Here is an 18,756-nt window from a genome sequence, read left to right as displayed (position 1 = left end):
TAATCAGTGAAGCGGGACGCTTCAAAGTACAAAAAATAATCAGTGAAGCGGGGCGCTTCAAAGTACAAAAATTAACCAGTGAAGCGGGACGCTTCAAAGTACAAAAAATAATCAGTGAAGAAGGGTTCTTCAAAGTATAAAAATCAACCATAGAATAGGAGTATCTATATGACAACCACTGATCTTCAAAATCAACGACCAGGACCATTAAGAAGTGCGCCTGAAATTACCATTAATACGCATCACGCATCTAAATTATGGGTAGGTCGTGCAGCTGTACGAAATGAACAAGGCAAAATTACCCGTGCGGGGATCATCAGTATGCCGAATTGCCTGAGTTTATTAAGTCAAATTCAACGTGCGGCAACGAATGATGATCCTTATGCAGATGACTATTTACTACGGTTTGAAACCAAAGTGCTGGGTTATCGTCAGGAAATGCAGCAATTGGTTGATAAGGTAAATTACCTTTATAGTGAACAAATCCCCGCGGCATTCCATATGGAAAATTCAGTGTCAGTAGAGCCTGTACGTTATGCACTGACCTTTAATTCTCAACTTGGCTATCAATTAATTTACCTTTTTCTAAAATTTGATGAGCTCGCTTGTGCAGTAATGGCCGCCTCTCATATTGCCTTAATGACCCGTAGCGAAGCCTCAGATTGGATTGAAGCTGGGGCAAAATTAATTCGTCAGTGTTTTGGCTTGGTTGAAAATTATCGCCATTCAGGGATTACTCGCCGCGATGCAATCGAAAATAATGCACGCTATAAAGCTGCGATAAAACGAATGAAGTATGAATTATCCCCTGAAATTTTATCAGGTGAAAAACGTGCAAATTTTGCTCCAGTTATAAAAAATGCCTCGTCATCTGAGGCTGAACCAGAACAAGACGAGTTTGTTGAGAATGGCTCAGAATAAAAGAACATCATAAGAATGGCACAGTGCTAAGAGGGAAAGAATGAAAAATGAGTTAATTCCAAAAAGTATGTACCGTGATTTAGCGGTGCATACCCCACTTAATTTGGCATTGAAACAGTTTTTTAGTGAGATAGCCAGCATAGAGGATTGCGAGCAATTACAGCTCTCGCTTTATCAAGTGAGAGAGCATTTAATCAGTCAACATCAAGATATTGTCCAGAAACTGAGAAGCAATGAAATTACAAAAGCCTTAGGGTTTCGTTTAATGCAAGATAAAGCCTCTTCATCGGGTGGGCATTTTTTACGTTGGCGTATCACTATTGGGCAAACTAACCAATCCGCTGAAAAAGGCGGGTTGATTTGGAAAGGATTGGTTGAAGATAGTACGGTATCTGACGGCATTAAAAAACGTATTGCTCAGATGGAAAAAGAACGCTTAGTGTTAAATATGCAAATGTCGGTATTAAATTCGATGATGCGACAATTATCCGCAACCATTGATAAATTAACCGAAGTTGAAGCCATCATTCAAGGTGAACTGTCGTCTAATTAAAAAGTTTGTAATGGCTGGATTTTCAAGTTTGTACTCATTGGATTTTCAAAGTTTGTACTCGCTGGATACAAAAGGCCTTTTAAAGGTAAGGGGACAAGCCCCTTACCTTAACGAAAAATGGCATTACCTTTGGATAGGTTATAGATAACAATCACTGAGTAATAGGGGAGTATTAGTAATGGAGCATCAAATAGATTTTAATCATTTTATTGATATAACGTACAGCATTACATCGTGGGAAGATTCAAAAAGTATACAACAAGACTTATTGTTAGGTGAAAGCCGTAATTTGGCACTTTATACTTACTTAAGTTCCCACTATGGGGATAGTGCAGATATATATGATTTTTCAAATGGAAAACAGGTTTTTGCATTTTATTTAAGCCAGAATAGATTTCTTTCCCTAGTTGAGCAATTTAATTTACCAATTGAAATAAAGTTAAATAGAAGTAATGATAAGTGTAAAGATGAAATACTAGATGGGACTTATATCGGTTTTTATCTGGTAGATAAAAAATAGAGTAGTTAGGTAATTAATTTGACACGTTATTTATAATGGAGGTTGTTATGTCAAAGATAGAAATTTCATTCACAATTAAAGTAAACCATAGCAGCTCAATAATTATCTAAAATTGAAATTGAATTACCCCCTTTATTCCTGACTAAAATCACGTTTAATACAGATAACGTCAATTATCAATCATTTGTGAGGACAACATTATGGCAGGGATTAATAAAGTGATTATCGTGGGTAACCTTGGTGCAGATCCTGAAGTAAGAACAATGCCGAATGGCGAAGCGGTTTCCAATATAAGTGTGGCAACTAGTGAAAGTTGGATAGATAAGAATACAAGTGAAAAACGTGAATTAACCGAGTGGCATCGGATTGTGTTTTATCGTCGTCAAGCTGAGATTGTGGGAGAATATTTACGCAAAGGCTCGAAAGTTTATGTCGAGGGGCGATTAAGAACCCGTAAATGGCAAGACCAAAATGGGCAAGATCGTTATACCACAGAAATCCAAGGCGATGTACTTCAAATGCTAGATAGCCGTCCTGAGCGCTATCAAGCAGAGCAGGCAACGCAAGTTGGAGCGGCACAACAAGGTCGTAATCAATATGTGCAACAGAGTCAGCCTGCCTACCAAACACCACAAACTCAAACTTCAGCATCTCAGCCTGTACCACCCCCTATCCCTGATGATGGCTTTGACGATGATCAGATTCCTTTCTGAGTTGCAATGATGAATATTTAATTATTTTGGGGTAGAGTTAAATGCCATTCTGGCTAGCAATTCGGAGTTGATATAATGAAAACATTAAAAATTACGACTACACTTTTTATATTGGGCATTATCTCAGGTTGCGCTGAACTTTCTGCAATTAACCAAAAAGTGGGGGATTGGGCAGGGGAAATTAATCGTACGCTCAATGCAGATAAACAACAATTTTCGGATACCTTAACCTCTAAACGGGATATTGATACCCTGTATGTACGTATTAAGCGTAATGTGGGGTTTGAAACAATGGAAGAAATGTTGAAATGCGATCCTGAATCAAATAAGAACTGTGCCTGGAAGAAAGCGGCAATTGCCGAAGGCGGCTATGTTCATGAAAAAACGCCTGGTGTTTATTATCGAATGGCGGATTCTTTTGGTAAAGAGGGGCGATATTATGCCGCAGTTACCTTAGAAAAAGAGGGCAGAAATACCCTTATTTCTTGGAAAGTGAAAGGCTCTCAAGACTTTGCTAATCAAATCAAAGCGGATATTTTAAAAGCGGCTAAATAGGTTTATTTGCTCTGAAACCTCAGTATTGCCCAATCTTGATGATTGGGCTTTTTTACCCGAAACCATTTGCTTTTAGTTTTATTTTAATGCCTTTTATTTTAGAAAAACATTCATTAAGTTTGTTTATTTGCTTTTCGCTTAATCTGAGATTCTGATGTAGATATTCGAGTAAACTTTGGGAAAACTTATGTTCTGGTTGCTTTTCCAGAAATATATTCAACCAAAAATCAGCGGCATAAACAGATTGCAGCGATTTATAGGTAAACAAAGGTTGTTTGGTGCCATACATGACAACACTGAGATATTTTTCATCATAAATATCTATCTTTTTCTCTGATAAAAACTTTTGATAAATAGATGTTAACTTTGCTGAGTTAGAATTAGAAGTAGATATTTTGGGGATATGAGAAAGTTTTTCGAATCTTAACAGTAAATAGGCTTTAGCAGCGTTATCATCAAAGTAGTCATCAAAATCAAGCGAAGTAGGTAATTCTTCACTTGTATTTGCATAAAGTGTGCTTTTCCCCTCCCTCTTAGTTGAAGTGTGTTCTTCTACGCAACCTTTTGTTATATCTATGATTTTATCTTTAGGATTATCAACCTTAGTTGGATCTTTGGCACAATTCGGGCCTGCATAACTATATAAACCATTATCGTTAAGGATAATAACGGCTTTCCCAGATGTAATATGTCGAGGGCAAAATTGGCATTTTACTGTCGGTGCAAAATCTATTCTTATTTTTTTCCATCCCATAAATTTCCTCCATTTCAGAATTGAATAAATGATTGTTTATGCGAAAGAGATTTTATTTAATTATCGGAAATATAATTAAATGAACACTTATTATGTCATCTTCTCCTTATCCACGGATACCCGAACAAGTTTTGCTTGACTATCAAATTGAATTAGAAAATTGGGTGCTTTCAGCCTCAATTGATGAAATTAGAGATTATTTTGTTATTCTCCACGGAGGAGTATTTCCTGATGATTGGCATGATTGTGTAAGTCGTCACCAAAATAATTCAAGCGGAAATTTAGAACATATTTCATCATGTGAACAATGCCAATACCTGCTGTTAGCTATTCATACAATGAGCAGTTGTCGAAAAGAGCTGAAATCATTATTTGTGAATAGGATCTGAAAAACTCTCTTATATTTCATGACAATTAATCATCATTTTTACATTAAAAGTAATTTAAATTCAATCTAATTGATTAGAAAGTCATGCCTGGAATGACTATTTTTATAAAAGGATAAATAATGAAACTCTTTCTATGCGAAAAACCCAGTCAAGGACGGGATATTGCAAAAGTGCTTGGTGCAACACAAAAAGGAGAAGGTTATTTATCTACGGCTGATGGCACAATCGTTGTGACTTGGGCAAGAGGGCATTTGGTTGAGCAATTCTCGCCAGAACAATACGATCCCGCATTTAAGGCGTGGCGATTAGATACCCTCCCGATTATTCCTTCCCAATGGCAAGTTTCCCCTAAACCCGATGCAAAAAAAGAATATAAAACCGTGATGACATTGCTGAAAAAAGCACGCACGGTAGTAATTTCAACCGATATTGATCGTGAAGGGGAAACCATTGCCCGTGAGTTATTAGATATTGCGGGCTATCGTGGACATATTCAGCGGTTATGGATCACCGCATTGGATGAGATCAGTGTGCGTAAAGCACTCAGCCAACTTAAAACCAATGAAGAAACCTTGCCACTTTATTATGCTGGGCTTGCCCGTAGTCGGGCAGATTGGTTAATTGGAATGAATTTTAGTCGAATGTTTACCCTTTTGGCACAACAACAAGGCTATCAAGGTCCGCCGCTTTCGGTAGGACGAGTGCAAAGCCCTACATTGGCTCTCGTGGTGAATCGAGATAAGGAAATCGCGAATTTTGTGCCAAAATCTCATTATGCCCTGCTCGTTCAAGTAAGCTCTGACAATGCGACCTCTTTTGCTGCAACGCTTTTTGTACCAGAGCAATATTGTGATGAAGAGGGGCGTTGTTTAGAGATAAAGGTTGTTCAGGAGGCAGAACAACAGATTCGTCAGGCGGGGCAAGTGTGCGTACAGAATATAGAAACAAAGCGGGAAAAAGAAAGTCCGCCGTTACTTTTTGCATTAAGTGATTTGCAGGCAGAATGTAATCGCCTCTATGATTTAGGAACGCAACAAGTGCTTGATATTGCCCAATCCCTCTATGAAAAACACAAAGCAACTACCTATCCGCGTACGGATTGCGGCTATCTCCCTGAAGCACAATTACTTGAAGTGCCTCAGGTCATCAGTAGCCTAATGCAGTCAGATCCTAAGTTACAGCCTTTGCGAACGCAGCTTAATTTGAGCCAAAAATCCCGTGCGTGGAATGATAAAAAAATTACCGCTCACCATGGGATTATTCCCACAATACAGCCTGTTGATATTGCTAAAATGGACGAAAACGAGTTTAAGGTGTACGACTTAATTCGTCGTCGTTATCTCGCTCAATTTCTACCGCACGTTGAAGTGGATAAAACCCAAATTCGGTTATCTTGTGGAGAGCATCAATGCCTTGCCAAAGGTCAAGTAGTTGTGGTTGCGGGTTGGAAAGCCTTGTTTCGTTCGTCTAAAGAAGCACAGGGAGAGAAACAAGGTTTGCCAATACTGAATAGTGGACAAATATTGAGGGTGATGAAGACGGAAGTAAAATCACTTAAAACCACGCCACCTGCACACTATACAGAAGGCACCTTGCTCACGGCAATGGTGAATGTTGCCCGTTTTGTTACCGATGAACGGCTAAAGAAACAATTACGCGAAACGGAGGGGTTGGGAACAGAAGCCACTCGAGCCAGTATTATGAAAACCCTTTATGATCGTGGTTATATCAAGAAAAAAGGGAAATCCATTGTGGCGACAGAGGCTGGTGTGATGTTGATTGATAATTTACCAACGGTATTAAAAGATCCTGGTTTAACGGCATTGTGGGAACAAGCCTTAAACCAAATTGCCGAGAACCAAATGAGCTTGCAAGGATTTATGCAAAAGCAAGAACAGTTTATTCGGCATCTTATTCAAACCTGTGGGCATCAAGGTATCAAAATGGGCAATATAGCCATTAAAAAATGCCCGCAATGCGGTAAGGGACTTCGAAAAATGAAAGGGAAAAATGGGGACTTCTGGGGTTGTACGGGCTATCCACGATGCAAATATATTGAATCAAACGCCAAGAAAAAATCCTCTGCCAGAAAAGCAACACCAATTAACCTTTCTCAACAATTTGCAAATTTGCGTCAATCTGTCAAATAAGGTAGTATTGCAGGCAAAAGTAAGCCGTTTTAACATTGTCGGTCATCAATGTTGTGCCGAAATACCCTTAGCACTCTGAAAGAGGGTTCAGTGATATTGGGAGTGTGTGTTTTATCTTTTTATCGACAATCGCGTGATTGCTAAGTCGTCATCGCATTTTATTAAGTGTTATGACGACTTAGCAATACGTTGCTTCTTTATCCTAGCCAGAGCCCACTGGTGAAAAATTGGGTGCCCTTTGTATCGATTGAGATGCCTCCGTTATACTGATTAAAGACCACAATGTAATCAGGTAGATGCGATAGGAAATCAAACATTGTAACGAAGATGGGAAGATTTCAATCATCCATTTATATTGGTCTGTCATTCACACAATTTTTTCAAATTGTTATCTTAAAAAGTAAATAAGCCATAAGTGAATTGTTCATTTATGGCTTATTTACTTATGGAACAAAATTCTTTTTTATTAATATTTAATTCTTTCTATACGGGAGAGGCGATTTTGCGGTTTAATGTGGGCATTAAGTCGCTACGTTGTAGCCCTTAAAAGTTGCCAAACACTTGAAAGAGCAACGGACTAGCCCGATGTGGTAGTTGTGTTAATACCAGCCGAAATGTCATCAGCATTCTGAAAGATGACGCTGTGAAAACAGGAATGCTGCCTCATCTGTTAACCCTGGCGGGGAACATTTTTCCCGTGTTGGGTAAGGATGTTTCTCCGCTTTTTTTATTTTTACTTTAGGAGAAACATTATGTCTAACTCATCTACACAAAAAAATTTCTTTAACCTTCATACTCAAGGTTTAGGCTACTTGAACAATATTCGTTTAGTTGAGCCGAAAAAAGGAACGCCTTTCTACTCTTGTGATATTGCTGCATTAGTAGGGGAATCATCTCAGCCTGAATACCGTTTTTTCAACTGTAATGTGGTTGGAAAAGATACGGAAAATCTGGTTAAACGTTGTCAAGATGCCGTAAATGCTAACAAAAAAGTCCTGATCGCCTTTGTGATGTCAGACCTTTGGTTTGATACGTTTACCTATCAAAAAGACGGTAAAAATCACAAGAAAGGTGATACAGGCGTGGCATTGAAAGGTCGCTTGATTAATATCAAAATGATTAAAATTGATGGTGAACTCAAATATTCTAGCGCTACTGAAGCAAAAACAGAACATGTTGAAAATGCCAATGTAGAATTAGCCACACCAAACGCTTAATCATTACACTCAACGGAAAGACTGGCACGCTTGTCAGTCTTTTTCTTTATCCTCATTTTTCTTTTTAGCAGGAGAACACAATGAAACAAGGTATTTATGTTAACGGAAAACCTGTCTTCACTCAGATTGCTCATGGCAATGTGAAAAATATGGTTGCCTCATCACAAACCATCTCAATAGAGAATGGACAAGTGTCAATCCAAGCCCCACAGCTTACCATTGATGGTCAGGTTATTGTGCTTGAAAAAGCACCTGTCTTACACATCGAAGTTTTCGGCAATGTGAATCATATTGATGCTGGCAATGTCACTGACATTGCGGTAACAGGTAATGTCGAACGCATTGAAACGGTCAATGGTGATGTGTCGATACACGGCGATGTGTCAGGTAATGTTAAAACCGTGAATGGTGATGTACAAGCACAACGGATACAGGGGGCAGTTAATACGGTTTCAGGTGATATTTATCGCGATGATTAACCGTTGATTGCCTGTTTTAACATTCACTCAACCCCACATAGGGAATGATGTCCCTTGTGGTGTCGTTCCCTTAATTTTATGAAAGGCGGTGAACGATATGTTTACTTTTAAGCGGAACCATCAATTTAACCATCGATGGAATCTCAAAACCCTTCGTCGTATCGGAGAAGATTTGCGTAAGGCGGGGGCGATTACTGGTGTCGGATTTGTTGGATTGGTTTTACCAAATGATAATATTGGATTGAGTGAGTCTTTGTTACTTGCACTATTTGGCATATTATCGTGGGGTATTGGCTTGTACCTAGAGTATGTAGTCGATACAATATCACCGAAATCACGACAGTCTTTCTATAAAAGAAATAGAAAGGCTAATCAACCATAGGAGGCGATATGAATGTATGGCTGATTGCAGCAATGGCAATAATTTTAGTGCCCGCTATCACCTTAGCCGCTTGGGTAACTTGGGATTATCGAGATATTTTGTTTGAAAACAAAAAAACACGAAAAACCCGTTAACTCTTCACATTAAATCAACCTATTTTTGAATAGGTCGGTTCCAACTTTACCCATAGGGGAATATTTTCCCTTGTGGGGCAGATATTCCCCATTTTATTAGGAGAATATCTTATGTCACTTAACACTTATGCAAAATTTGTCCCAAACGTATTTTTGGCGAAATGTGCTGAACCTCATCAACGAGGGGATATTGTCATGCTAACCAGTAAATATGGGAAAGAAACGGAAGTAGAAATCTATAACCTTGTGAAGCAACAAGATGACTTCTATTTTTATTCTTTTGTGCGTTGTGATGGAGTCAATCGTCAAACCCACGCCTTAAACAAAGCAGAACGCTATCAATATTGTGCAAATAACGCCCATAAGCGTAGTGAGCAATATTGTGAGGCAGCTAATGAAGGACGTGAGTTTTTAAGCCTCGGTGAACCCATTAAAGTGGGACATCATAGCGAAAGACGACATCATGCCTTAATTGAGCGTAATGCCAAACGTATGGATAAAGCGGTCGAAGAAATGCAAAAAGCCGAGCATTATGAGGATAAAATCCCCTATTGGCTAGAGCGTGCAGAAGTCATCGATTTATCTATGCCAGAAAGTCTTGCGTATTTTCAGTTTGAATTGGCAAAAGCCAAGGAAAATCATCAAGATTTGAAGGATAACCCAGAAAAACGCGAGCATAGCTATTCACTCACTTACGCCAAGAAAAAAGTCAATGAATTGGCGAAAAAAGTTGAGCTAGCTCAGCGGCTTTGGGGCTAATTGCATTGATCTTTAACGTTAAAAGTGCAGTGAAAATTGACCGCACTTTATTCACCCATAGGGGAAACATTCCCTTATGGGGCGTTTCCCTTTCATTTTTTATCAATTAAGGAGAAACACCATGACAACATTAACGGTAAACCAAGTTTTGGAAGCGGCTCAAATTTACGATGAAACCGTAAAAAATATTCAGCAACGATTCATCTATTTAACCTATAAACTCTGCGATCGTGTCAGTGAGTTGACGCATCTGTCTTCAGTGAAAGGGTTCTATCGTCAATTATCACAGTGCCAACGTGAAATTGAATGTGATGAATCAATGAGTATGGATTTTGCCTGTATTCAGGCGTTTGAGCCAGAACATGCTTGTTTTCAAAAAACAATGCAAAACCTAGCCTTTATTCAACAATGTCAACAATTGTTAAATGGCAGTCACGCACTTTTAGCTTTTGGGCGTCCATTCGAGCTCAAACCAACACACTGGGATTTTCAACTAATCTCAGAGCAGGCGTTAGAGGCAATGGAACAAATCAATGCACAAATGCGTAATTTCTCTTTTATTTCGCCAGGTAAAACCTATTTGGTTAACAGTTTAATCATTGAGCTTGAAAGTATTATGCATAAAGCCCAGTGTATTATTGACCTTGTGAAACAACGTGGTTTTGCTGAAGTACCACAAAATCCGTGGGAGTTGTTACAGCAATGGAAAAAGCAAGTTCATCGTTTGCTCAATGATGCCTTAATGCTCATTGAACAAGAAAAAGGACAAGTAGCTTTATCTGTACGAGCAAACTAATTATTACACCATCTTAACCCTAGAGGGAAATACTTCCCTTTAGGGTGTGTTTCTCTCTGATTGATTATTTAGGAGAAACACATATGTACTGCAATAATATTATGCCTGAACTCTATCTCCATTCTGTTAGCCAAAATTTAGCAGACTGGGAGGGTATTCTTTATCACTTTAATGCCACAATTGAAGATAGCGAGGTTTGGGAAGTGGCTCGAGGTTGTGAGGACATTCCTCATCTTGGCAATATTTACCAAAGCCTCGTTATTGGACGACTCGAAAGTCTCTTTTTTGAACAGATTAGTTTAGAGGAGGGCGATGAGCGAGTTAAGGTATTCACCTTTGTAAATGGTTTCGACAGCCATTTTTGTATTGATGGTGAAGCGATTAACACGCTTAATGCGTTTATGGCAAAAGTGGAAGAAATCAAATCTACATTGTACTTAAATTAATGAAAAATAGCGGCATAGGTCGCTATTTTTTTACCTTGTTTTAGTGATTTTTGTGTTCTCCCTTATTTTTAACCGTTGCCAAAAATGAATTTAGGATTTGTTTAGCAAAATTCTCCCGTATAGTGAAAGATTGTTATTACCGTTATTGAGGAGTACTCACGTGGAAATTTTGTTTCGTCATCACAATCATTTATTTAGTTTATCTTTAAAAGAGATAATAGAAAGCCTCATTTGGTTGAAAGATAAAGGATTTGTCCCCCATATTCCTGAGCAATGGATTAAACAAGTTGTTTGTGCTGTTGAGCCCTCTCGGCATCAACCTTACATCTATTCACCTTGGTATGTACATATTTATCCCGTTCAGCATATCACCTTTCAATGCGATTATTGTGATGAAAATTTTGCTTTTCTGATACAGAAAAAATACTTTGATCTAACTTCAGCTTCACCAAAAAAGGCGATTTCCCATTTTACGTTTCCAATTACCCTGTTTTTGGATACCCTCAAAAAATTAGAAATTGGGGGACAAATTCCTACGTTACCCATAAGTTTTTGGTTAAGATTAGCGGGGCGTTATGCAGATTTTGATTATTGGTATCAACATTAAACTGACCATCGCTTTTTATTACGTAATAAGTTTATTGGCAATAGCTAAGTAGTTATGCTGTCGTTTATCCTCATTCTTTTTTGAAAAAATCAATTTCTGGTAAAAGTCATAGTCGAATTGGATTTCTGTTGTCCACAATACATTGTTTAGAGGATTTTTCGGATCATCAAAGTCAAATTTATCTTTTTCTTCTGAAATTGAGTAGGTCATTTTTTCAATAATCTCCCCATTTTCTTTTGCGATAACTTTATGTGAATGAAAACAAAATGCGATGGTTGTAAATTTATTTGGCTTGTTTGTAATAATATAGCTAGATTCATTTTCAATGATTTCGATATCTTTACTTTGTCTTAAGGCACAAATTAATTCAGTTGCTTTCTCATATTTTTTTGAAATACGCTGTTGGTATAAAGATTGGCTGTTACTGAGATAAGCAAAAATCCAAGGCGTATTTCGTAAGTCTGCTCCCGTATAATATTGACCTTTACTAGACAGATAAGTGATTAACATTTTTTCTGCTAAGTTAGGTGTAATTTGGATACCTGTTGTTACCTTTAACAGATAAATTATCCGATCGAATTGTGTTTTTAGTTGGTTAAGAATTTGAATCGCTAAAGGAGAGGCGACACTTCTTCGCTGTGTACGAACATAATGCTGTCTGGCTCTGTATTTGCAACAGTGATAATCTTCCACATTATTCAATGCCAACCCCATGACGTTATAACCACAATGTTTTCCATATCGACGCTTGTCTTTGGGTTGTCTAATCATACCGATAAGTTCTATCGGGTTGTTACAACCAGGGCAAATTGCATAAGCGGTTAATATACCTTTTGGATTATGTTTGATAATAGGGTGCTTTTCGTTGTGTCAGCCTCTCAAACTGTTCAGAATTATTTCCTATATGGTATTCTTTTTGGGTATTTATGCTTAGTTTATAAATTTTCATTATTCCTCCTCATCATATCCTTCTAATATAAAATATCATACTCATCGTTTTTAGGTATTTATTTCTATTGCCAAAATAAAAAATTATTCCACTTCCGTCTTATCTTCTCCATAGTAAAGCCAATCGTCATTAATTCATCACGTTATTGGAGAAGAACAATGAAAAAATCCGCTTTTTCACTTTTAATCGTGGGAGGGGTGAGTGCGACATTAATCGGCTGTGTTCAGCACCCCACTCAAAATCAAAATGGCTCTCCCTCTGTTGAAACGCATCCTTTGCCCGCTTCTCAAACGGTTATTGAAAAAAACGTTCAGCAGCCTTTGGTGAGATCAGAACAGGTGATCGTTCCTGATATTTATCAAACTGTTGATGAATCAACCACACAAATTATCCGTCAGGGGCGTTATACGCTCGTGAACACCTCACCAGAAGAGGGGCAGAAGTATTTGCTGGAGCAGATGGTGACGGTAAATATGTTACCACAGAAAAAAAGCCCCAATGTAGTAACCGTTGGACAAGGTTTAACACGCACTTTATCTGGAACAGGGTTGCGTCTTTGTGCAGGCTCTCATTTTAATCAAACCGCGTCGCTCTTTTCGTTACCGCTCCCTAAAGTTCATCGTCAATTTGGACCAATCAAACTTCGTGAAGCCCTCCAAATGTTGGCAGGTCCCGCCTACGCAATGACGTTAAATGCGTTTAATCGTACGGTGTGTTTTACACCGCGTGATAAGCCTATTGATGTGGAAACCAAACGTGTCGAAATCATTTCAACCACGACAGAAACTGAGGTGATCAATGAATAAATTGGCTCAGTGGGTTTCATTGTCTATCTTGGGGATAGGCATTTCGCTTCATGGAAATGCGGATCCCTTAACGCGTTCTTCGTCGTTACTTTCAGCAACGTCAAGCCACACGACAACCTTTGAAAAGCAGCTAGATACACATACCCTCACCCAATCCGAATTACAACAGAAAGCCCAAGAATGGGGATTGACCACTGAAGAATGGCAACGTTACCTTGAATTACAAAAAGGGGAGCGGGGAATATGGTCGCCGAATCTTGATCCCTTAACGACCTTGGGCATTGAAGCAAAAACCGAGGAAGAACGTACCCGATATGCTGAACTCTTAGCCCGTAAGATGTATGAACGTGTTGAACGGGAGCTTGCATTTCAGCGTGCCTATGATAAAGCCTTTGCCAAACTTTATCCTAATGAATTGCCGTTTGAGGTTGAACCGCATATTTCACAATCGGCTGGACGGGTGATTTATTTTACCCGTTTAGACAACTGTGCAAAATGTGAGGCGGATGTGAGCCGTATTCTTTCCCATGTGGGCAATAGCACCCCTGTCGATATTTATATCGTCGGCGGGAATGATAACGCGATTCGAGAGTGGGCGAAGAAACATCACATTGATCCGATTAAGGTGAAAAAACGGTTAATTACCTTAAATCACGATACAGGTTATTGGTTGCAGTATGCGAAAGGCAAAATGCCCGCCGCATTTCAAATTCAACAGGACGGACAATGGCAATCACTCGTTTATTAGTGAGTATTTTCCTGTTGTGTACCTGTACGGTTTCAGCACAGGCGTTTAGTTTTGGTCAAGACATCGATCAAGATATTCATAATGCAGCACAGCATTATCAAGTGAGTGAGGCGATGTTAAGAGGTTTAGTAAAGATGGAAGATGGCTGGTATGGAAAACGTTCGCCAACAGGGGCATTAGGCGTTGGACAGTTTACGCAAAAAACGTGGAATTGGTTAGCACAGAGTACGCGAGGGAAAATGCTTGGAATGCGATTAATAACCCCCTCAAATCGTGGCACCAAATCCGATCCACGGCGTCATCACCGCACAAATACCTATGCCACTGCGTTATTAGCCCGTTGGCATTTGGAACAGTTTGCCTTACGCGGCATTAAACCGACTGATGAACATCTTTATCTTGCCCATAACATTGGTTTAGAGGGATTGCATCGAGCCTTGTTAGGGCGTGCGAATGCCGAAGATATTCGCAATATGCGTCGCAATGGTATGCGTAAAGGGATGTCGGTTGCGCAATTTCTTGCGTATCAAGGCCAGCGTTATCGACTGCATAAACACATTGCCAATAATCGAATCCATTTAAACGAACAAAACTATGCTTGGGTATCTCCTAAAAGTGCGGTGCAAAATCAAGCCATTTTTTGGGTTGAACCACAAGGTACACCGCTTGTTTGGGTTGAGCCAAAATAAATGATAAGGGAAATTTACGAGATTTGAAAAATGATGAATAAAAGAATGACTGCCATTATCAAATTTATTTTCAGCGTTGGGGTTTGTTTTCTCGTCGTTTATGGTTGTGTATGGCTGTATTTTTTCTCACCCGCTCATTTTGAGACAACGATAGTCCAATTAGCCAGATTGCAAGGTTATCCTTTAGCCTATCAAGCCTTATTTAATCAGATTTATTGGGTTACGCTACTCATTAGTTTGAATCTTGCGGCGATAGGTTATTTCATCTATGTGTGTTTTTTAAGGAGAAAATAAATGAACCGACTTCGTTCGCTCATGTTGAGTGCGATGTTTGTTTTCTGCACAAGTACCATTTCGGCAGAATTGCCCGTTATTGCTGATTTAGGTGGTGAAAGTGCGGTGCGTTTTTATGAAGGAATTCAGCCTGAGGCGGATGAAAATACCTCCCATTTCCCGAATGCAATCCCCGATACCATTAGTGAGGCCGATATGCTCCCTGTGGTTTCCCATCGTTTAACCCCTGGCAAAGTTAATCCAATAGCCCTTGACTTGACAGGAATGTCGCCACTGTTTTTAGTGGGAGTAGATAACTTATCTCGTCAATGGCTTAAACAACATTATGACGTATTATTAGCCAATCAAGCAGTGGGATTAGTGGTGAATGTAGCAACCCTTGAGGAATTGACCGCACTACGCGAGCTTGCCCCAAATTTGCCATTATTACCAACCAGTGCGGACGATTTAAGCCGCCGTTTGAAGCTGAATCATTATCCTGCACTAATCACTGAAAGAGGAGTATCACAATAATGGCATCGAAGTATTTATTAGAAGGGCTACTACGTCCCCCTGTGGAATTTTATCCTGCTGCGGCTCATGCTGCTTGTGCCTATATTTGTGCGGTAGCACCTTGGTCGCTTGCCTTAAATCCGATGATTGGCTATGGACTTGCCGCAGGCTTTGGCGGGATCAGTTATTTTCGCTTTCGACAAGGGTGGCGTATTGTGCGTTACCATAGGAATTTAAAGCGATTGCCTTATTATGCGTTAACCAGTCGTCAAATTCCTGTTAGTCAGAAATTTTTATTTCTGGGTCGCGGGTTTGAATGGCAACCTGAACATACTCAGCGATTGTATGATTGCTTTTCAGCAGAGGGAAAAAAATACCTTCGCCCATCTAAACTCTTTCTGCGTGCTAGAGAATATGAAAAACATCACGATAATGTGATCACCAAGTTCACCACCTCAGATTCTCCTTTTAATCCCGTTAGACCCTTACCGCCTGTTGAGGGAATTCCCGCTATTCACGGGATTGAAGTCAATGAAATTGATGTGATGCAGCCGTTAAATTCACGCGGTGGGCATACAGCAGTTTTTGGCACGACGGGGGTAGGGAAAACCCGTTTTGCTGAGGTCCTTGTTACGCAAGATATTCATCGAGGAAAAACGCAAGCCGAGCGTGAAGTGGTTGTCTTTTTTGATCCCAAAGGCGATCCCGATATGTTAAAACGGATGTATGCCGAAGCGAAACGGGCTGGGCGTGATAAGGAATTTTATATGTTCCATTTAGGCTATCCTGAACGCTCAGCACGCTATAATCCTATTGGACGCTTTGGGCGTGTTTCAGAGGTTGCTGGGCGGATTTCAGGGCAGTTAAGTGGCGCGGGTAATTCTGCCGCCTTTAAAGAATTTGCTTGGCGTTTTGTCAATATTGTTGCAAGAGCCTTGGTTGAAATGGGGGAACGCCCAAATTATTCGCAAATCTCTCGTTTTGTACAAAATATTGATTCTCTGTTTCTTAATTATGCGAAAACCTATTTTGATGCCCGTGATCCTGCACTTTGGCCACAGCTATTAAGCATTGCCGCAGGCGTTGATGTAAAAAATTTATCCTTTGGTATGAAAGACCGCCCACTGATTTGGGTGATCAATCAATATATTTTGGAAAATAAAATCTTCGATCCTGTGCTTGAAGGATTGGCGACGGCTGTACGTTATGATAAAACCTATTTTGATAAAATTGTGGCGTCATTATTACCGCTCTTAGAAAAATTGACCACGGGGAAAATCGAAGAGTTATTATCGCCAGACTATACGGATGTGAATGATGAACGACCAATTTTTGATTGGGAAGAGGTGATACGTAAACGAGGCATTGTGTATGTTGGGCTTGATGCGCTTTCTGATGCCACGGTTGCAGCGGCGGTAGGTAATAGTATGTTTGCCGATCTCGTTTCAATGGCTGGACATATTTATAAGCACGGCGTAAATGAAGGATTACCTGAGACATTTGGCGGTTCAAATAAACCCGTAAAAATCAATTTACATTGCGATGAGTTTAATGAGCTAATGGGCGATGAATTTATCCCCCTTATCAATAAAGGACGTGGGGCAGGTATGCAAGTCACCGCCTATACCCAAACCATCGCCGATATTGAAGCCCGTTTGGGAAATCGTGCCAAAGCCGAGCAAACTATTGGTAATTTTAATACTTTGATTATGTTTCGGGTTAAATCGCCTGAAACCGCAAAATTGCTTACCGATCAACTGCATCGGGTGACGATTTTACAGAGTATGGTGACTTCAAGTGTGACCGACTCAAGTAATCCTGATGATGACAAAGCCTTTACCTCCAATACAGGGGAGCGGATTTCACAAAAAGAAGTGCCGTTATTAGATGTGGCGAATGTCACCAACCTCCCTAAGGGGCAAGCATTTATTCTGATGAACGGGAGTACGTTATATAAAGTGCGAATGCCACTGCCTGCCATTGATAAAGACGATGTGATCCCCGCTTCGATGCAAGAACTTTTGGAGAAAATGCAAAAGCATTACCATGTGGCGACAAATTGGTGGGAGCCTGCGTTTAAGGAATATACTCCCTCAAAAGATATTGCGAGTTCATTTGAAGAGATGATTGCAGAAGAACGCATTGCCAAGGTAGAGGTGGATTGGGGTAACGATATAGATATGCCCGAAGAGGAAAGTGATGCCATTAGTCAAGTGGATACCGATGATGATATAGGAGAAGAAGAATGATGTTTGAAAATGAAACCAATGTGCTTGATTTACCGAATCAATATATTAATTTTGAGGAAGCCTTTGCGGTGTCAAGTGGGCTACCAAATGCTGAAGCGCTGCTTTTTTATCTGCAACCCTATTTTAATAAATGGGTCGAAAGCCAAGATTCCGTACATCAATTTTCCACAAAGTATGCCGATGAGGGCATCTCACTGTGGACAGCCAGTGATGTTCCTTTACGCGAAGAAGATATTGCAAAACAACGAACCTGCTTTTATTTGGTGTCAACGAAAAATGAGCAAGGTTACGTCCTTATTCACTGTCAGTTATCGCATAAGGAAGCACTTCAGTGAGTGAACAAACCTCAAGTTCAAGCAAGAAAAAGGGGCCTTGTCATACAGTTTCAGCCTTATTGGCTGCATTGTTTATCTCTCTATTATTAAGCATTCTCTTTGAATGGTTAGGGATTGCCTTTATTTGGCCTGAACAAGGTCATCGGCATAGCCAAGCGATGATGATTCAGGAATTAGGCTGGATTTCAGAAAGTGCAACACGCAGCCTCTTTGGTTATTCACCCAGTGAACTTGCCAATACGCTTACCTTGACGGTGCATGATTGGCTGTTTGTGAAAACAGGGTTTCAACCTTGGTTACAATCACCCAACAAACACAGTGATTGGGAATACCTGATTTACCATTATACGCGAGCCTATTTAGAGTCCATTATTTATGTGTCGATTACCTTTGTTGTGCGGTTGATTGTGATTATTTTTACCAGCCCGTTGTTTTTATTAGCTGCCTTTGCGGGCTTTACGGAGGGGTTAATGATGCGTGATTTGCGTAAATTTGGTTCAGGACGAGAATCAAGTTTTTTGTATCACCATGCAAGACGCTACATTAAGCCTGTGATGATAGGTTCTTGGGTACTTTATTTGTCTATTCCTGTTTCAGTTTACCCGAATATTATTTTAATTCCAGCCGCCTTTTTATTTGGTTTATCCATTTGTATTACCGCAGCGAGCTTTAAAAAATATTTGTAACCAAGCGAAAATAGGGCGATTTACCGCCCTTTTTGGTATATAATTAATTATAAATAGCGATAAGGAATACTTTACTCGTTGATATCTTTTCCCAAACCTTTATGAGAGGGGCGTAAAAGGGTAAATTTTTTAG

At 39.6% G+C, this 18,756-nt stretch carries 23 protein-coding genes; 21 read left to right on the top strand and 2 right to left on the bottom strand.

Annotated features, from left to right (window positions below; all coding sequences use genetic code 11):
- Positions 1 to 168: 168 nt before the first annotated feature.
- The 5 genes from L5B76_RS07925 (at position 169) to L5B76_RS07905 (ending at position 3,262) form a co-directional block, all read left to right on the top strand.
- Positions 169 to 921: a PFL_4669 family integrating conjugative element protein gene (locus L5B76_RS07925; RefSeq protein ID WP_265754957.1), complete on the top strand. Its 753-nt coding sequence runs from the start codon at positions 169 to 171 to the stop codon at positions 919 to 921.
- Between the two features lie 40 nt (positions 922 to 961).
- Positions 962 to 1,474, top strand: a complete 513-nt coding sequence (locus L5B76_RS07920) for a DUF3158 family protein (RefSeq protein ID WP_035689394.1) — start codon at positions 962 to 964, stop codon at positions 1,472 to 1,474.
- A gap of 178 nt (positions 1,475 to 1,652) precedes the next feature.
- Positions 1,653 to 1,994 carry a hypothetical protein gene (locus tag L5B76_RS07915; protein WP_035689393.1) on the top strand — a complete coding sequence of 114 codons (342 nt, stop codon included), beginning with the start codon at positions 1,653 to 1,655 and terminating at the stop codon, positions 1,992 to 1,994.
- Between the two features lie 200 nt (positions 1,995 to 2,194).
- The gene (gene ssb, locus L5B76_RS07910) at positions 2,195 to 2,707 is read left to right on the top strand and encodes a single-stranded DNA-binding protein (protein WP_035689391.1); all 513 of its coding nucleotides are present in this window, start codon (positions 2,195 to 2,197) and stop codon (positions 2,705 to 2,707) included.
- Between the two features lie 75 nt (positions 2,708 to 2,782).
- Positions 2,783 to 3,262 carry a hypothetical protein gene (locus L5B76_RS07905; RefSeq protein WP_265754956.1) on the top strand — a complete coding sequence of 160 codons (480 nt, stop codon included), beginning with the start codon at positions 2,783 to 2,785 and terminating at the stop codon, positions 3,260 to 3,262.
- A 52-nt stretch (positions 3,263 to 3,314) separates the two neighbouring features.
- On the opposite strand, the gene L5B76_RS07900 is transcribed toward L5B76_RS07905, so the two are convergent.
- On the bottom strand, positions 3,315 to 4,016 hold the full coding sequence (locus L5B76_RS07900) for a hypothetical protein (RefSeq protein WP_265754955.1): 702 nt from the start codon (positions 4,014 to 4,016) through the stop codon (positions 3,315 to 3,317).
- A gap of 92 nt (positions 4,017 to 4,108) precedes the next feature.
- On the opposite strand from L5B76_RS07900, the gene L5B76_RS07895 reads away from it, so the two are divergent.
- The 9 genes from L5B76_RS07895 (at position 4,109) to L5B76_RS07855 (ending at position 11,375) form a co-directional block, all read left to right on the top strand.
- Positions 4,109 to 4,405 carry a hypothetical protein gene (locus L5B76_RS07895; RefSeq protein WP_265754954.1) on the top strand — a complete coding sequence of 99 codons (297 nt, stop codon included), beginning with the start codon at positions 4,109 to 4,111 and terminating at the stop codon, positions 4,403 to 4,405.
- 119 nt (positions 4,406 to 4,524) lie between these two features.
- Positions 4,525 to 6,555, top strand: coding sequence for a DNA topoisomerase III (locus tag L5B76_RS07890; RefSeq protein ID WP_265754953.1), 2,031 nt, complete (start codon positions 4,525 to 4,527; stop codon positions 6,553 to 6,555).
- A gap of 752 nt (positions 6,556 to 7,307) precedes the next feature.
- On the top strand, positions 7,308 to 7,772 hold the full coding sequence (locus tag L5B76_RS07885; RefSeq protein ID WP_265754952.1) for an STY4534 family ICE replication protein: 465 nt from the start codon (positions 7,308 to 7,310) through the stop codon (positions 7,770 to 7,772).
- Between the two features lie 80 nt (positions 7,773 to 7,852).
- A complete protein-coding gene (locus L5B76_RS07880) occupies positions 7,853 to 8,251 on the top strand; it encodes a hypothetical protein (RefSeq protein WP_039163181.1) in 399 nt (132 codons plus the stop codon).
- Positions 8,252 to 8,641: 390 nt separating this feature from the next.
- Positions 8,642 to 8,767, top strand: a complete 126-nt coding sequence (locus L5B76_RS07875) for a hypothetical protein (RefSeq protein ID WP_256730360.1) — start codon at positions 8,642 to 8,644, stop codon at positions 8,765 to 8,767.
- Between the two features lie 111 nt (positions 8,768 to 8,878).
- On the top strand, positions 8,879 to 9,526 hold the full coding sequence (locus tag L5B76_RS07870; protein ID WP_265754951.1) for a DUF3560 domain-containing protein: 648 nt from the start codon (positions 8,879 to 8,881) through the stop codon (positions 9,524 to 9,526).
- A gap of 121 nt (positions 9,527 to 9,647) precedes the next feature.
- Positions 9,648 to 10,322: a hypothetical protein gene (locus L5B76_RS07865; protein ID WP_265754949.1), complete on the top strand. Its 675-nt coding sequence runs from the start codon at positions 9,648 to 9,650 to the stop codon at positions 10,320 to 10,322.
- An 83-nt stretch (positions 10,323 to 10,405) separates the two neighbouring features.
- A complete protein-coding gene (locus L5B76_RS07860) occupies positions 10,406 to 10,768 on the top strand; it encodes a hypothetical protein (protein ID WP_035686635.1) in 363 nt (120 codons plus the stop codon).
- A 160-nt stretch (positions 10,769 to 10,928) separates the two neighbouring features.
- Positions 10,929 to 11,375 carry a hypothetical protein gene (locus L5B76_RS07855; protein ID WP_035686633.1) on the top strand — a complete coding sequence of 149 codons (447 nt, stop codon included), beginning with the start codon at positions 10,929 to 10,931 and terminating at the stop codon, positions 11,373 to 11,375.
- Positions 11,376 to 11,393: 18 nt separating this feature from the next.
- On the opposite strand, the gene L5B76_RS07850 is transcribed toward L5B76_RS07855, so the two are convergent.
- Entirely contained in the window at positions 11,394 to 12,146 is a 753-nt protein-coding gene (locus L5B76_RS07850) for a hypothetical protein (protein WP_265754948.1), read from the bottom strand.
- Between the two features lie 336 nt (positions 12,147 to 12,482).
- Between L5B76_RS07850 and pilL2 the strand changes: the two genes are divergently transcribed.
- The 7 genes from pilL2 to L5B76_RS07815 all read left to right on the top strand — a co-directional run bounded on the left by pilL2 (position 12,483) and on the right by L5B76_RS07815 (position 18,623).
- Positions 12,483 to 13,130 (top strand): PFGI-1 class ICE element type IV pilus protein PilL2, encoded by a 648-nt coding sequence (pilL2, locus tag L5B76_RS07845; protein ID WP_265754947.1) that lies wholly within the window; start codon positions 12,483 to 12,485, stop codon positions 13,128 to 13,130.
- Complete coding sequence (locus L5B76_RS07840; protein ID WP_081637521.1) at positions 13,123 to 13,878, top strand: TIGR03759 family integrating conjugative element protein; 756 nt, start codon at positions 13,123 to 13,125, stop codon at positions 13,876 to 13,878. The genes pilL2 and L5B76_RS07840 overlap by 8 nt, the downstream gene beginning before the upstream one ends.
- The gene (locus L5B76_RS07835) at positions 13,857 to 14,567 is read left to right on the top strand and encodes a hypothetical protein (RefSeq protein ID WP_035686626.1); all 711 of its coding nucleotides are present in this window, start codon (positions 13,857 to 13,859) and stop codon (positions 14,565 to 14,567) included. The genes L5B76_RS07840 and L5B76_RS07835 overlap by 22 nt, the downstream gene beginning before the upstream one ends.
- Before the next feature lie 294 nt (positions 14,568 to 14,861).
- Entirely contained in the window at positions 14,862 to 15,374 is a 513-nt protein-coding gene (locus L5B76_RS07830; protein WP_265754945.1) for an integrating conjugative element protein, read from the top strand.
- Positions 15,374 to 17,602, top strand: a complete 2,229-nt coding sequence (gene traD / locus L5B76_RS07825) for a type IV conjugative transfer system coupling protein TraD (protein WP_035686607.1) — start codon at positions 15,374 to 15,376, stop codon at positions 17,600 to 17,602. Before L5B76_RS07830 ends, traD begins: the two co-directional genes overlap by 1 nt.
- The gene (locus L5B76_RS07820) at positions 17,599 to 17,937 is read left to right on the top strand and encodes a hemophilus-specific protein (RefSeq protein ID WP_265754944.1); all 339 of its coding nucleotides are present in this window, start codon (positions 17,599 to 17,601) and stop codon (positions 17,935 to 17,937) included. The genes traD and L5B76_RS07820 overlap by 4 nt, the downstream gene beginning before the upstream one ends.
- Positions 17,934 to 18,623, top strand: a complete 690-nt coding sequence (locus tag L5B76_RS07815; RefSeq protein ID WP_035686600.1) for a TIGR03747 family integrating conjugative element membrane protein — start codon at positions 17,934 to 17,936, stop codon at positions 18,621 to 18,623. Before L5B76_RS07820 ends, L5B76_RS07815 begins: the two co-directional genes overlap by 4 nt.
- Positions 18,624 to 18,756 lie beyond the last annotated feature (133 nt).

The organism is Avibacterium sp. 21-594, from assembly GCF_026226815.1.
Taxonomy (GTDB): Bacteria; Pseudomonadota; Gammaproteobacteria; order Enterobacterales; family Pasteurellaceae; genus Avibacterium; species Avibacterium avium.
This window is presented reverse-complemented; position numbering and strand designations above follow the sequence as displayed.

What these genes read in the sequence shown, in the direction of transcription:
- L5B76_RS07925 (WP_265754957.1), top strand. Translation starts at nt 169, where the DNA reads ATGACAACCACTGATCTTCAAAATCAACGACCAGGACCATTAAGAAGT.
- L5B76_RS07920 (WP_035689394.1), top strand. Translation starts at nt 962, where the DNA reads ATGAAAAATGAGTTAATTCCAAAAAGTATGTACCGTGATTTAGCGGTG.
- L5B76_RS07915 (WP_035689393.1), top strand. Translation starts at nt 1,653, where the DNA reads ATGGAGCATCAAATAGATTTTAATCATTTTATTGATATAACGTACAGC.
- ssb (WP_035689391.1), top strand. Translation starts at nt 2,195, where the DNA reads ATGGCAGGGATTAATAAAGTGATTATCGTGGGTAACCTTGGTGCAGAT.
- L5B76_RS07905 (WP_265754956.1), top strand. Translation starts at nt 2,783, where the DNA reads ATGAAAACATTAAAAATTACGACTACACTTTTTATATTGGGCATTATC.
- L5B76_RS07900 (WP_265754955.1), bottom strand. Translation starts at nt 4,016, where the DNA reads ATGGGATGGAAAAAAATAAGAATAGATTTTGCACCGACAGTAAAATGC.
- L5B76_RS07895 (WP_265754954.1), top strand. Translation starts at nt 4,109, where the DNA reads ATGTCATCTTCTCCTTATCCACGGATACCCGAACAAGTTTTGCTTGAC.
- L5B76_RS07890 (WP_265754953.1), top strand. Translation starts at nt 4,525, where the DNA reads ATGAAACTCTTTCTATGCGAAAAACCCAGTCAAGGACGGGATATTGCA.
- L5B76_RS07885 (WP_265754952.1), top strand. Translation starts at nt 7,308, where the DNA reads ATGTCTAACTCATCTACACAAAAAAATTTCTTTAACCTTCATACTCAA.
- L5B76_RS07880 (WP_039163181.1), top strand. Translation starts at nt 7,853, where the DNA reads ATGAAACAAGGTATTTATGTTAACGGAAAACCTGTCTTCACTCAGATT.
- L5B76_RS07875 (WP_256730360.1), top strand. Translation starts at nt 8,642, where the DNA reads ATGAATGTATGGCTGATTGCAGCAATGGCAATAATTTTAGTGCCCGCT.
- L5B76_RS07870 (WP_265754951.1), top strand. Translation starts at nt 8,879, where the DNA reads ATGTCACTTAACACTTATGCAAAATTTGTCCCAAACGTATTTTTGGCG.
- L5B76_RS07865 (WP_265754949.1), top strand. Translation starts at nt 9,648, where the DNA reads ATGACAACATTAACGGTAAACCAAGTTTTGGAAGCGGCTCAAATTTAC.
- L5B76_RS07860 (WP_035686635.1), top strand. Translation starts at nt 10,406, where the DNA reads ATGTACTGCAATAATATTATGCCTGAACTCTATCTCCATTCTGTTAGC.
- L5B76_RS07850 (WP_265754948.1), bottom strand. Translation starts at nt 12,146, where the DNA reads ATGATTAGACAACCCAAAGACAAGCGTCGATATGGAAAACATTGTGGT.
- pilL2 (WP_265754947.1), top strand. Translation starts at nt 12,483, where the DNA reads ATGAAAAAATCCGCTTTTTCACTTTTAATCGTGGGAGGGGTGAGTGCG.
- L5B76_RS07840 (WP_081637521.1), top strand. Translation starts at nt 13,123, where the DNA reads ATGAATAAATTGGCTCAGTGGGTTTCATTGTCTATCTTGGGGATAGGC.
- L5B76_RS07835 (WP_035686626.1), top strand. Translation starts at nt 13,857, where the DNA reads ATGGCAATCACTCGTTTATTAGTGAGTATTTTCCTGTTGTGTACCTGT.
- L5B76_RS07830 (WP_265754945.1), top strand. Translation starts at nt 14,862, where the DNA reads ATGAACCGACTTCGTTCGCTCATGTTGAGTGCGATGTTTGTTTTCTGC.
- traD (WP_035686607.1), top strand. Translation starts at nt 15,374, where the DNA reads ATGGCATCGAAGTATTTATTAGAAGGGCTACTACGTCCCCCTGTGGAA.
- L5B76_RS07820 (WP_265754944.1), top strand. Translation starts at nt 17,599, where the DNA reads ATGATGTTTGAAAATGAAACCAATGTGCTTGATTTACCGAATCAATAT.